The following is a 13,165-nucleotide window of genomic DNA, read 5'->3' as shown; positions in this document are numbered from 1 at the left end:
TCACATCCCTTTCGTTAACGCTATCCGTTTGCGCGGAATAGTTGTTAAACATGCGAAGCAATAGCAATATCCATACCGTAGGTTACTGACACGCAATTGGCACGAAGTCTGCTGCATTTGCATACGCTGCTTCATGGTGTGGCGAGGTTCCAGGCGTATTCTTGTTCCCAGCTTGTTCTCAGCCTGCCTTCCACGCCAAAAGACATATGGAACGAAAGGCACCGTACTTGGAACATCTGTTTCAGGAATGGAGCAGCGACGCAAGGCAACGACAAAGCAAAAACAAGATAAATGCGAGGCATGCATAAAGCAGAAAGCCAGCGAGAGGATTTGGCTGGTATGTGCGCGGCAGGCAACGCGAATCAGGCCATTTTGTTGAAAGCCGGCAAAGCGGAATAGCGAGACATCCATGAACAGCAGAATCATTCCTATCGCTGCCGCCGCGCCGACGAGAGAGCGAAAGCGCCAGGCGCCAAGGGGACGAATCGTGGATCCCAAAGCGCTCCATGAAGTACAGGAACTGCTTGCGGCTCGCCCGAGGCAGGCCGATTTGCTGATTGAATACCTGCACCTGATCAATGATTGCTACGGCCGACTATCGGCACCGCACCTTGCGGCGCTCGCGCAGGAACTACGCATGGCGCAGAGTGAGGTCTATGAAGTGGCGACGTTCTATCACCACTTTGACGTCGTCAAAGAGGATGAAATCGGCATTCCGGCCGCGGTCACGGTGCGTGTCTGTACTGGCCTTTCCTGTGAGCTCGCCGGCGCACCCGGCCTGCTCGGTAGCCTGGCAACGGACCTCGGCACCGAAGTTCGCGTGATCCCGGCCGCCTGCGTCGGCCGTTGCGAACAAGCGCCGGTGGCGATCGTGGGCCACAACCCGGTACCCAATGCCACTGACGGTGTGGTGCGGGCCACTGTCGCGGCAAAGGCAATTCACCACGTTCCCAACCACTATATCGAGCTCGCCGCCTATCGCGCTTATGGCGGCTACCAGACATTGAAGCAATGCCTGTCGGGGGAACGCGATATCGACAGCGTGATCGGCTCGATCGAAGCGGCCGGCCTGCGCGGCCTGGGCGGCGCAGGTTTTCCGGCCGGGCGTAAATGGCGGCTGGTGCGCGCCGAACCTGCTCCGCGCCTGATGGCAGTCAATGTTGACGAGGGTGAGCCGGGCACGTTTAAGGATCGCACCTATCTTGAACGCGATCCCCATCGGTTCCTTGAGGGCATGCTGATCGCCGCATGGGCGGTCGACGCCGCCGCCATCTACATTTACCTTCGTGACGAATACCATGGATGCCGTGCGCTGCTGCAGTCGGAGCTCGACAAGCTGCATGCTGACCCGCCGATGGAGAACATGCCCGAAATCCACTTGCGGCGCGGCGCGGGCGCCTATATCTGCGGTGAAGAATCGGCAATGATCGAGTCGATAGAAGGCAAGCGCGGCATGCCGCGCCTGCGTCCCCCGTATGTCGCGCAGGTTGGCCTGTTCGGGCGGCCAACGTTGGAACACAATTTCGAAACGCTGTACTGGGTGCGCCAGATCCTGGAGCAAGGCGGCGCATGGTTTGCATCGCATGGTCGCAATGGACGCACCGGCCTGCGCGCATTTTCAGTGTCCGGCCGGGTACGCAAGCCCGGCGTGCATCTTGCGCCGGCCGGGATTACGGTCCAGGAACTGATCGACGAATACTGCGGCGGCATGACGGAAAATCAGACTTTCTATGCTTATTTGCCGGGCGGTGCGTCCGGCGGCATTCTTCCGGCGCGGCTGAACCAGATTCCGCTCGACTTTGATACCTTGCAGCCGTATGGCTGTTTCATTGGTTCGGCCGCCATCATTATCCTGTCGGACCAGGATTCCGCAGTCGGCGCGGCACGGAACCTGATGCGTTTCTTCAAGGATGAGTCGTGCGGTCAATGTACGCCGTGCCGCGTCGGCACCGCGAAGGCGCTTGAGCTTATTTGCCGGCCGCACTGGGACATTGCCTTGCTGAGTGAACTGTCGCAGGTGATGCGCGATGCATCGATCTGCGGGCTTGGCCAGGCGGCCCCCAATGCTGTCGATTGCGTCATCAAGTATTTCCCGCATGAGCTGGACAAAGCGGGAAGCGAGGCGACATGAATGCCATTACCCGCCGCGAACTGGGCTTGCTTCCGGCCGCCACAGTCCGCTTCACACTTAATGGCAAGGTAATCAGCGCCAGGGAAAACGAGACCATCCTGTCAGTGGCCGCCCATCATGCCATCAAGATCCCGCACTTGTGCTACATGGATGGCCTTGATACGGCCGGCAATTGCCGCGCCTGCGTGGTGGAAATCGCCGGTGAGCGCGTTCTCGCTCCATCGTGTTGCCGCTATCCGCGCGAGGGCATGGAGATCGTGACCGACAGTGAGCGTGCGCTCAAGGCGCAGAGGATGGTGCTTGAACTGTTGCAGTCCGATATGCCGGCGACCGAATACACGCGGCAGAACGAGCTGACCCAATGGATTCGCCGGCTGGGGATCGGCCCGCCGCGCTTTGCGCCGCGCCTGCAGGTAAAGGCGGACCTGTCCCATCCTGCCATCGCCGTCAACCTCGATGCCTGCATCCAGTGCACCCGTTGCCTGCGCGCCTGTCGCGAAGAACAGGTCAACGATGTGATCGGCCTCGCATTTCGCGGCGACCATGCACAGATTGTCTTTGACATGAACGACCCGATGGGCGGATCGACCTGCGTCGCCTGCGGCGAATGCGTGCAGGCCTGTCCTACCGGCGCGCTGACTTCCGCTGGCGGCGCTGCACTTATCGAGCCGGAAAAGAAAGTGGATTCGCTGTGTCCGTATTGCGGCGTCGGGTGCCAGGTCAGCTATGGCATCAAGGATAACAAGATCCTGTATGCCGAAGGACGCGACGGACCGGCCAACCACAAGCGGTTGTGCGTCAAGGGACGTTACGGCTTCGATTACGCGCACAATCGCCAGCGGCTCACAAAACCCCTGGTCCGGCGCGCGGGCGTGTCCAAGCTTGCCGGAATTGAAATCGACCCGGCCGACGCGATGGGCTTGTTCCGCGAGGCGTCATGGGAAGAAGCGCTGGACCTGACCGGCCGGCAATTGATGCATATCCGTGAAACCGCCGGCAAAAGGGCGCTCGCCGGGTTCGGTTCGGCCAAGGGCAGCAACGAGGAAGCGTATCTGTTCCAAAAACTGGTGCGCACCGGATTCGGCAGCAATAATGTCGACCACTGCACCCGCCTTTGCCACGCATCGTCGGTGGCGGCGCTGCTGGAAGGTATAGGATCGGGTGGCGTTTCCAATCCGGTGATGGATGTCAGCAAAGCGGATCTTGTCCTGCTGATCGGCGCCAATCCAACCACTAACCACCCGGTTGCGGCGACCTGGATCAAGAATGCGGTCAGGAACGGGACGCGGCTCATCATCGCCGACCCACGCCGGTCCGACCTCGCGCGGCTGGCCTACCGGCATCTGCAGTTTGCTCCCGATACCGACGTCGCTTTATTAAATGCGATGATGCATGTGATCGTGCATGAAGATCTCGTCAACAGGGACTTCATTACGCGCCGTACCGTCGATTACGATGCGCTTGTGCAGAACGTCGAAACCTATAGCCCCGAACGGATGGCCCCGATCTGCGGCATTGATGCGGGCACCATCCGTGAGGTCGCACGGCTGTATGCCACCTCACCACACTCGATGATCTTGTGGGGGATGGGCATATCGCAGCATGTGCACGGCACCGATAATGCGCGTTGTCTCATTGCGCTCGCCCTGATGACTGGGCAGATCGGGCGCCCCGGCACCGGCCTTCATCCATTGCGCGGGCAAAACAATGTACAGGGTGCATCGGATGCCGGGCTGATCCCGATGATGTATCCGGACTACCAGCGGGTCGACGATCCCGTCGTGCGCGCAAAATTCGAGCAGCTTTGGGGGATGCCGCTAGACCCACGACCCGGACGGACTGTGGTCGAGATCATCCATGCAATCAAGGCGGGCGAGATACGCGGCATGTATATCATGGGTGAAAATCCGGCGATGTCCGACCCGGATGCAAGCCGTGCGCGCGAGGCGCTCGCCGCGCTGGATCATCTGGTCGTGCAGGATATCTTCCTTACCGAAACTGCTTGCCTCGCCGACGTCGTCCTTCCCGCATCCGCGTTCCTGGAAAAAACCGGCACATTCACCAACACCGACCGTGTCGTGCAGCTCGGCAGGCCGGCGGTCGACACACCCGGCGATGCGCGTCAGGACTTATGGATCATCCGCCAGATCGCCGCGCGCATGGGACTGAACTGGCATTATGGCGATGCGTCCGCTGTGTCTGATGTGTTCAATGAAATGCGCTCTTGCATGCCAAGCATCGCCGGCATTACGTGGGAGCGACTGCAGGCCCAGCACGCGGCAACCTATCCTTGCCTGAACGAGGACGATCCGGGAGAGCCCGTCGTGTTTACCGATACATTCCCGACGCCGACCGGCCGCGCGCGCTTTGTGCCTGCCGATATCATCCCCGCTGCGGAAAGGCCGGATGCGCAGTATCCGGTCGTACTGATCACTGGCCGGCAGCTTGAACATTGGCATACTGGCAGCATGACGCGCCGCGCCGCCGTGCTCGATGCGATCGAACCCGATCCGGTGGCATTGGTCCATCCGCTCGACCTTGCGGAACTTGGCTCCAAACCCGGTGAAGTCATTACCCTGGAATCGCGCCGAGGCAAGGTGTCGCTGTTTGCCCGCGCCGACGATAGCTCGCCGCGCGGTACAGTGTTCGTGCCATTCTGCTATTTTGAAGCGGCGATCAACAAGTTGACCAATCCGGTATTGGATCCGTTCGGCAAGATCCCCGAGTTCAAATACTGCGCCGTCAGGCTGCAGCAGGGCGGCGACGATCCGAAGCAAATCGGTTATGGCGGTGACCTCGCCAAAGAGCAAACGCAAACCGTTCCGGAGCAGAGATGACGCGCCGGTTTATACAAGCAAGCCTCAGCACCTTGTGCCTGCTATGGACGGTGCAAGCAGCCGGTGCCGCCGACTGGGCCGGCTATGAAAAGCTGGAACGCGAACAGGTGATTGATGCACTGGCCAGCGCATCACCCGCTACACCGGCCAATTTTTATGCAAAGAATCTCTCCGGGCTGAATCTGTCGGGCATCGATTTCAAAGGGGCGAATCTTGCCGCCGCCGTGCTGAACGGAAGCAATCTGACCGATGCCAATCTTTCCGGCTGCAAATTAACCGTCAGTTTTGCGGAAGGCGCGAACATGACTCGCGCCAATTTGACAGGTGCGATGATGTTCTCGATGCAGCTTGGCGGCGCCAACCTGACGGGAGCCGATCTATCGGGTGCGCGATTCGTCGGCGACCTGCGCAAGGCGAATCTCGAAAAAGCCATCCTCAAAAAAATGGACGGCGCGGCGGACATGAAGAATCAATCGATGGGGCTTATGCGTGCAAACATCGCGTCGGCCAACCTGAAGGATTCGGATTTGTCCGGCTCGGATTTCTCGCGGGCGGATTTCAGTTTTTCGGATCTTTCCGGCGCCAATCTGGCAGGAAGCAAGCTGCGGGGCGCCGAATTCAGCGGCACCGATCTGCGCGGTGCCCGGCTCACCGGCGCTGACTTCAGCGGATCGAAATTCATTGATACCGATTTCACCGGCGCAGATCTCCGCGATGCGGATTTCACGAACGCCACCTTCCGTGGCGTAAAGGGATTGGACCAGGCGAACACCCAGGGAGCCCGTGGTATTGAAACGGCGACGCGCTGAGCGGAGATCCTCACTGCGATCACCATCATATGGTCAACCTTCATCTAGGGCTCAGCAGTAAACAACTTGGTCATCAACGCCTGATGCCATGAAACCGGTTCTCCTCCCAATCTCAGCAAATCACCATGTTGTTGTATGACAAGCCCTAACCGGGGCGAGACAAATCAACCAAATCAACTATCGGCGGATAAGCCATAGTTCAAAAATGCAACTATTTTCGATCACGGTCACTAATAGCTGCGACAGCGCTCTATGGCTCCTGTTGACACTCATTTCGGGTTGAGAGTGTGCTCCCCGCACATTGCGCTACATCTCTGCGCATCTAAACTTGGGTAACGTCAATTTACATCAGAACGTTACCCTTTTGAGTGCGCAGCACGATATTAAAAGGACCGCTCTAGACGGACCAGGTGTTTGAACGAACACTATATTAATCCCGGAGACAATATGAAAAAGTTAGGATGTACGCTCTCGATTTCGTACTCAGCACTGGTAATAGCACTCACGGCATGCGGCGGGAGTGGCGGCGATTCGGGGCAGGTCGCTGCACCGGACACGTCAACCTCATTACCTCTCGCATGCGCGCAACTGCCTGGTACCGTTATACCGGCTTCTTCCATCGGACTGCCCACATCGGGCGGCGTCGTAACAGCCGCCTCGGTGGTTGCAGCTAGTGGTACAGGAGCCAGCGCGGTTCCGGAACACTGTCTCGTCACAGGCAGTATCTCGCCATTCGACAAAACAGCGCCCAACATCCAATTCAGAGTAGCGATGCCGACCACATGGAATTCGAAGGTAGTCATGTTTGGTGGCGGCGGATTCGACGGTAGCATTCCGAGCGTCACCGGGAATGTGCCGGCCGGACCTACCAATCAGCCCACTCCGCTCGGCCGGGGCTATGCGACATTTGCGAGCGATTCGGGGCACCAGGCGAATGCATTCGGCTCGCAAGATGGATCCTTCGCTCTAAACGAGGAGGCGGCTCGCAACTTCGGCGGCGATGCGCTTAAGAAAACCCGTGATGCGGCCATGTATCTTATCAAGGCTCGTTATGCAGTGGATAAAGTTCAGAAATCATATTTCGCCGGCGGTTCAACTGGAGGTCGTGAGGCGCTAGCTTCAATTACCCGGTGGCCAGCCGACTGGGATGGGGCTATCGCATGGTATCCGGCTTGGAATGACGCCGCTGCGCTTCTTGGCGGCCACCGAATGAATCGCGCTCTCGCGAAGCCGGGAGCCTATCCAAACACGGCTAAACGCGAACTGGTCTATAAAGCCGCCATTGCAGCCTGCGACGGCTTGGATGGCGCCATGGACGGACTCATCAGCAACCAGTCGCGATGCAACGCCATCTTCGATCCGTCAACCGCCACATTCAATGGTAGACCAGTGCGCTGTGAAGGCGGAGCGGACACCGGAGATATGTGCTTGTCCGACGCCCAAATTACGGCATTAAAAACCATTAATACGGATACACGTTTCAACTTCTCGCTCGCAAGCGGTGAGACTCACTATCCTGGCTACAATGTTTGGGGCGCGGATCTTGGGATCACGACCAATCCCTCGCCGCTTCAGCCAACCGTTACCTTTCTCGCGCTCGGAACTTCACAGCCAGCCATGCCAATGCCGAGGACGGCGCCATACGTAAGCGTCTTGCTGGATCAATGGATTAAGTACTCCGTTACCCGGGATCCCAATTACGACTCCTTGTCTCTCGACCCCGAAAATCCCGGCCCTTGGGCAGGAAGGATTAGTGAACTCAGCACACTGCTTGACACAAGAGTCGATCTGAACGCATTTGCCGCCAAAGGCGGAAAACTGCTGTTGGCACATGGCTTGTCCGATGTACTGGTAAGCAGCCGTGCCACCGAGCAGTATTACCAGCGTCTCCAGAGCCAGATGGGACCGTCCGAAGTGAACAAGTTTGTTCGTTACTATGAGGTGCCGGGCTACGGACACGCTGCCAGCACGTCGTTCAACGCTTCTTGGGATTCGCTTTCTACACTGGAAAAATGGACGGAAAATAGCGCCACTCCCACAGCCGAAGTAGTAACCGATACTGCGGGAGTTCCAGGCCGTACACGACCACTGTGCGATTATCCGAAGTGGCCGAAGTATAGCGGCGCAGGAGATATCAACAGCGCTTCGTCATTTACATGTTCCAATTGACTTTGGGATAAAGAAGGAAGTCGTGAATGCCAGTTCGGCAAACACGACTTTACCTCGGCAGAGTCTAGATTTAGCGGCCCTAATAGAGATTAAAAATGATTAATCAGAAAGATATTGTCGTCGTAAGCGCTGTTCGAACAGCTATCGGCACCTTTGGCGGCTCACTCAAGGACTTCTCCGGTTCCGACCTCGCAGCGATCGTCGTAAAGGAGGCGTTCGTCCGCGCCGAAGTCGATCCGGTCTCCGCACAACAGATCGTGCTCGGCAACGTAATACAATGCGAACCGCGCGACTTGTATGTATCACGCGTGGCGGGCCTGAATGCGGGCATGACAAAGCAGTCTGCCGCGCTGACCCTGAACCGTCTGTGCGGTTCCGGCCTGCAAGCGATCATCACGGCAGCAAACGCCATTCAGCTGGGAGACGCAGATATCGCAATCGGCGGCGGCGTGGAAACCATGAGCCGCGCTCCATACGTAATGCAAAGCGCCCGGTGGGGAAATCGCATGGGTGATGCAAAGCTGCTGGACATGCTGCTGGGGGCCTTGAATGATCCCTTCGGTGCCGGACATATGGGTGTTACCGCCGAAAATGTTGCAGACCACTACAAAATTTCCCGCGAAGAGCAGGATGCGTTTGCTGCCGAGAGCCAGCGCAAAGCGGCAACTGCTATCGTTGCTGGCCATTTCAAGTCACAGATCGTTCCCGTCGAGATCAAGGGTCGGAACGGCGTTATAAGCTTTGACACTGACGAGCATTCGAAGCCTGGAACCACGGCGGATGCATTGGCCAAGCTTAAACCTGCATTCAGACGGGAAAACGGGACCGTCACAGCGGGAAATGCATCCGGATTGAACGACGGTGCTGCGGCTTGTCTCCTGATGAATGCGGAAGCCGCATCCCGCGCCAATGTAGCCCCAATGGCTCGCTTGGTGTCCTACGCGGTTGCCGGTGTGGAACCATCGATGATGGGTACCGGCCCCATACCTGCGGTTCAACTTGCCCTCAAGCGTGCCGGCCTCTCATTGGACCAGATGGACGTCATCGAGTCGAATGAGGCGTTTGCTGCACAAGCCTTGGGCGTGTGCCGTGGTCTGGAACTTGATCCGCTGAGAACGAACCCGAATGGCGGAGCGATCGCACTGGGGCATCCACTCGGCGCGAGCGGCACGATCATTACAGTCAAATGTTTGCATGAAATGATCCGCACCGGGAAACGCTACGGTCTCGTCACTATGTGCATTGGCGGCGGACAGGGTATTGCGGCGATTTTCGAGCGGTTATGAATCTCGCCGATTTAAGCAAAATGATGAGTTAGTCGGAAACCGGAATTTTAGAGCGAATGGCAAGCGCCCACGCACCAAAGATATCTGGCTTGGTGTGCCCGGGATCATGTTATTAGTCAAGATCGCCTTGGTTCGCCTGACTGTGACTGATAACCTGTCTGGAGCGCTTTGCCCAATAAGGTTTCCTAGAGCGGATTTCATCGTGGTGTACGAAGTGCCGTGTGGCGGGCCACACAAGCGACAAGCAACGCCGTCCTGCGCGTCAAGGCGGACCGAGGCGACAGTACACACGATGAAATCCGCTCTAAGCATCACTCTAAAGTCAGGCTCCAAAGGCGAAGCGCGACATGAATCTCGAGGGCACGATTGGGGCTGCTCCAATGCCCCAGAAGCTCGTCTACGTTTGCCAGCCGTTGTCGAACAGTATTGACATGAATTCCCAAACTGGCTGCCGTCGACTTGGCATTTTGATTATTGTCTAAGTAATTAAGTAAGGTGCCTGCGACTCGGGTGCCGCGCTTGAGGTCATGCGTAATTATTGGGCCAACGCTCGCGTTAATAAATGATTTCAAACTTTCCTGATCATGCGACTCGAAGAGCACCGAATACAGGGCCATTTCACTTTGGTCGACGATCTGGCCTTTGACTCCGATTCGGTGAAGGACCGATAGGCCCCGGCGTAACGACAGATACAATGCGGGCACCGCCTCTATTACCTGGATGGGCTTGGAAAGAATGCCACGGTATTCACCGCTGAATTCGTGCTTGGCTATTGCGTTGAATTCCTTGAGAGTCATCTGCGCTTTCGCGGTGGGACATATGATTGCCAAGATGTCGTCCATCTCATCGAGGACTAGTTCAGACAGCCGAGACCCGGCGCGTAGGCGACGGGCAACGGATTCCGGCTTGGGATGCTCTGTGTCGATGACGATCAGCGAGAAAGGTTGAGAGAGATCTATCCCAAGACGTTTGGCGCGCTCCAGTATTGATGCCCGTTCCTCCCGATGGGCTGTGGCGAGCGACCGCAGCAGAGCCGAGGCATCCCGGTGCTTGTTTGCCTCCATGCGCTCTTGAGACAGAAGCACAATAGCCATGACGGTGGCGCTCCGCTCAAGAGTCCGGACCGATATCTCATCCAAGTCGTCGTGGCGAAACAGCAGCACCGCGCCGAGTACATCATTGCCCCCTATCACGGCGGCGACCCTGCATATTTCGCCCCCATTCTCATAAGCGACAACGGATCGTCCCCCTTGTCTGCTGGCTCGTATGGCTTGCGTAATAGTCGTGTTGGGAGCGCCATGTGGTTCATAGGCCTCTGCCGCCGTGCCGTTGTATTCAGGCGAGGTCGCCCGGCTGATGACATGAAAAGCCTCGTCCAGCACGAGGATACTGCCTCTTAGCAAATGAGCGACCGTATTCGTGAGCGTGTCAAGCGATGCACCTTTTGCCAGCAACGATGTGAGCTGTTCGTGCGCCGCTGCCGCTCTCTGGACATCTCGTGCATGACGCTCGAGTTCCGCACGAGCGTGGTCCGCCTTCTCAAGCGCTATCTTGACTTGTTCAAAAGCTTTTGCATTGTTGATTGCCACGGCAGCGTGCGTTGCCAATGTACTAAGAATGGCGATATTTAATGCGGTATGCGAGCGCTGATACCGGTCAGCGACAAATAAAAGGCCGATGACATTGTCATCGAACAGCAAGGGTACACCGGCCATTGCGGCAACCCCTTCATTTCGAAACGTGTTATCCAGCACGGGATCATGGGGAAAGCGGTTGTCCAGCAAATAGTTTGGCGTATAGAACGGCAGGCGCGTTGACATCACCATGCCCGCGATCCCCTGTGTTTTATTCGCCGTCATCTTCGTCGTGTTGATAGATATCGCACCGTCGGTGACCAGAGCGCGAAATTCCTCGGCTTCGACATCGTACACAGTGAGCCAGGCCAAATGCGATCCCAAGAGGTTTCTTGCGCGCGTGACGATCGCATTCAGCAAGCTTGTCAGGTCAAGCCGGCCGGATAGATCTTTTGCAGAATCGACTGTGGCGAGTAGGCCTTGCTCACTGAGCTGATGCAGTTCCAATTGATGCTTTATCGCCATTGCCGTTTTTATAGCCTCGATAGCGCTGGATCTGCCGAGTGTATCGTTCGGAAGCTGTTCTATCACCGCAAGCCGCGCATTGAATTCCTCGATGGGCGCGTCCCGTTGAAGCATGCGGATGAGATCGAAGGCAACTTCTTCAGTTTCATGGCGCATAGTCATAGCAATTCTGCAATTCAAATGTTTCCACATTAACGCAAGAGGCTCTTGCGTCGACAACAACGGATCGGCTGACCCCCTGGCTGATGACTTTACGTTATTGCACTGACAGCCACGATGTCGATTATAGACATAATAAGGGGCGAAAGATGTTCAGTTCCACATAGCTTGCCAAGCTCAGGTTTGCGAAACTGGCAGCTGTTGAACGGCATGAAAATTATTATAAAGAGGAAGACTGCATAAGACAGATCGACACCTGTTGCGATGTTCAACGTCGCTGGTGTACTCGACGCCGAAGGATATAAGAGCAGACCGGCAAGCTGGTCATACGTTGACTTCCTCCTTGATCTTTATCTATCTGCCTCCTTTCGGTGTGGCAGGAATGGGTCACGCATTACTGGCATGGACGTTGTCAAGCCGGCAGTCATTAAAATTTTTCAAACCGTTAAATACAGCCCCATCGAACAGGGTGCGAATGTCATCAAGGAGCTAATGCAATGAAAAGGTATTTGGAGGGCAGGGTAGCGATCGTTACAGGGGCCGGCAGTGGATTAGGACGAGCGCATGCATTTGCTCTCGCAAAGCATGGTGCCAAAGTGGTCGTCAATGACATCAACGGTCGGCATCAAGGTTCTCCCGGGCGTGACGTTGCGGATCAAATCGTCAGAGACGGTGGTGCCGCGATCGCCGACGGCGGAGACGTCAGGAACATGGAACAGATGGAGGCCATGGTTGCGCGCGCCATTGGAGAATGGGGCCGCGTGGATATTCTGGTGAACAACGCAGGGATCTTGCGTGACAAGAGTTTCTCGAAAATGTCCCTTGAGGATTTTCGCCTGGTGATTGATGTCCACCTGATGGGGGCGGTGAACTGCACCAAAGCGGTGTGGGAGCACATGCGCGCTCAACAATATGGGCGCATCGTCATGACTTCGTCGTCGTCGGGACTATATGGGAATTTCGGGCAATCGAACTACAGCGCCGCAAAAATGGCAGTGGTCGGATTGATGCAAACTCTGTCGCTCGAAGGCGCAAAACATAACATTCGCGTCAACTGCCTGGCGCCCAGCGCCGCTACAGCGATGACCGAAGGCATTCTTCCGTCGGCGGACCTTGAAGGTCTTCGTCCTGATGCGGTAAGTCCCGGGGTGATTGCACTGGTCGGGGAAGATGCTCCGTCGCGGATGATTCTCTTGGCCGGAGCAGGAAGTTTTGAGGCAGCCAACATCACAATGACGCAGGGCATATATCTTGGGGGCACGGACGAGCCGGTGAAGCACATCGTCGAAAGGCTCGGAGAGATCAAGGACCGGCGGGATGAGATTGTGCCCGCGGCGGGCTGGGAGCAGTATCGACTGGAGCTCGCCAAGGCGGGACTCTTGCCATAGCGCTGGGCGTTCGAATGAGAATTTGCATGCGACAAATTCTCTGCCGATCAATATCGGGCATACCCGAATGTTGCAAACATTCGGAATGCCAATAAAACAGGTAGACGCATCTCCGTCTCAGGCGTCATATCTACGAGGTAGTGATCGCTGGTGAGAAACCTGTTGCCCTTGGCCGCAGGCACGCTGAATTGGCTCACATGCGGCGTCTATCGTCTGGCGGTCACACGGTACAGGCCTTCATCAAAAATGCGTCATGACGTTCGTGCTGGCTTGCCTGCTAAACAGTG

Annotated in this window: 8 protein-coding genes; 6 read left to right on the top strand and 2 right to left on the bottom strand. The window is 56.9% G+C overall.

The genetic code is table 11. The annotated features are described in order from the left end of the window. Positions 1 to 426 carry a hypothetical protein gene (locus tag ASE07_RS29120; protein ID WP_156396950.1) on the bottom strand — a complete coding sequence of 142 codons (426 nt, stop codon included), beginning with the start codon at positions 424 to 426 and terminating at the stop codon, positions 1 to 3. On the opposite strand from ASE07_RS29120, the gene ASE07_RS23765 reads away from it, so the two are divergent. The 5 genes from ASE07_RS23765 to ASE07_RS23745 all read left to right on the top strand — a co-directional run bounded on the left by ASE07_RS23765 (position 410) and on the right by ASE07_RS23745 (position 9,232). Beyond that, positions 410 to 2,131 (top strand): NADH-ubiquinone oxidoreductase-F iron-sulfur binding region domain-containing protein, encoded by a 1,722-nt coding sequence (locus ASE07_RS23765; protein ID WP_057293294.1) that lies wholly within the window; start codon positions 410 to 412, stop codon positions 2,129 to 2,131. The two genes, ASE07_RS29120 and ASE07_RS23765, sit on opposite strands and share 17 nt — an antisense overlap. Then, positions 2,128 to 4,968: a formate dehydrogenase subunit alpha gene (gene fdhF, locus ASE07_RS23760; RefSeq protein WP_057293293.1), complete on the top strand. Its 2,841-nt coding sequence runs from the start codon at positions 2,128 to 2,130 to the stop codon at positions 4,966 to 4,968. Before ASE07_RS23765 ends, fdhF begins: the two co-directional genes overlap by 4 nt. Next, positions 4,965 to 5,777, top strand: coding sequence for a pentapeptide repeat-containing protein (locus ASE07_RS23755; protein ID WP_057293292.1), 813 nt, complete (start codon positions 4,965 to 4,967; stop codon positions 5,775 to 5,777). Before fdhF ends, ASE07_RS23755 begins: the two co-directional genes overlap by 4 nt. A gap of 447 nt (positions 5,778 to 6,224) precedes the next feature. Further along, a complete protein-coding gene (locus ASE07_RS23750) occupies positions 6,225 to 7,946 on the top strand; it encodes a tannase/feruloyl esterase family alpha/beta hydrolase (protein ID WP_057293291.1) in 1,722 nt (573 codons plus the stop codon). Positions 7,947 to 8,041: 95 nt separating this feature from the next. Continuing rightward, positions 8,042 to 9,232 carry an acetyl-CoA C-acyltransferase family protein gene (locus ASE07_RS23745; protein WP_057293290.1) on the top strand — a complete coding sequence of 397 codons (1,191 nt, stop codon included), beginning with the start codon at positions 8,042 to 8,044 and terminating at the stop codon, positions 9,230 to 9,232. Between the two features lie 311 nt (positions 9,233 to 9,543). Here the strand turns inward: ASE07_RS23745 and ASE07_RS23740 are convergent, their stop codons facing one another. After that, positions 9,544 to 11,493 carry a helix-turn-helix domain-containing protein gene (locus ASE07_RS23740; RefSeq protein ID WP_235548589.1) on the bottom strand — a complete coding sequence of 650 codons (1,950 nt, stop codon included), beginning with the start codon at positions 11,491 to 11,493 and terminating at the stop codon, positions 9,544 to 9,546. Positions 11,494 to 11,987: 494 nt separating this feature from the next. Here ASE07_RS23740 and ASE07_RS23730 point away from each other — a divergent pair, with 494 nt between their 5' ends. Further along, positions 11,988 to 12,878, top strand: a complete 891-nt coding sequence (locus ASE07_RS23730; protein ID WP_057293287.1) for an SDR family NAD(P)-dependent oxidoreductase — start codon at positions 11,988 to 11,990, stop codon at positions 12,876 to 12,878. The last annotated feature ends 287 nt before the right edge of the window (positions 12,879 to 13,165 follow it).

This window comes from Noviherbaspirillum sp. Root189 (assembly GCF_001428545.1).
Lineage (GTDB): Bacteria > Pseudomonadota > Gammaproteobacteria > Burkholderiales > Burkholderiaceae_D > Noviherbaspirillum.
Note: the sequence above shows the minus strand (reverse complement) of the source record. Positions and strands in the feature narration are given on the sequence as shown.

What these genes read in the sequence shown, in the direction of transcription:
- ASE07_RS23765 (WP_057293294.1), top strand. Translation starts at nt 410, where the DNA reads ATGAACAGCAGAATCATTCCTATCGCTGCCGCCGCGCCGACGAGAGAG.
- ASE07_RS29120 (WP_156396950.1), bottom strand. Translation starts at nt 426, where the DNA reads ATGATTCTGCTGTTCATGGATGTCTCGCTATTCCGCTTTGCCGGCTTT.
- fdhF (WP_057293293.1), top strand. Translation starts at nt 2,128, where the DNA reads ATGAATGCCATTACCCGCCGCGAACTGGGCTTGCTTCCGGCCGCCACA.
- ASE07_RS23755 (WP_057293292.1), top strand. Translation starts at nt 4,965, where the DNA reads ATGACGCGCCGGTTTATACAAGCAAGCCTCAGCACCTTGTGCCTGCTA.
- ASE07_RS23750 (WP_057293291.1), top strand. Translation starts at nt 6,225, where the DNA reads ATGAAAAAGTTAGGATGTACGCTCTCGATTTCGTACTCAGCACTGGTA.
- ASE07_RS23745 (WP_057293290.1), top strand. Translation starts at nt 8,042, where the DNA reads ATGATTAATCAGAAAGATATTGTCGTCGTAAGCGCTGTTCGAACAGCT.
- ASE07_RS23740 (WP_235548589.1), bottom strand. Translation starts at nt 11,493, where the DNA reads ATGACTATGCGCCATGAAACTGAAGAAGTTGCCTTCGATCTCATCCGC.
- ASE07_RS23730 (WP_057293287.1), top strand. Translation starts at nt 11,988, where the DNA reads ATGAAAAGGTATTTGGAGGGCAGGGTAGCGATCGTTACAGGGGCCGGC.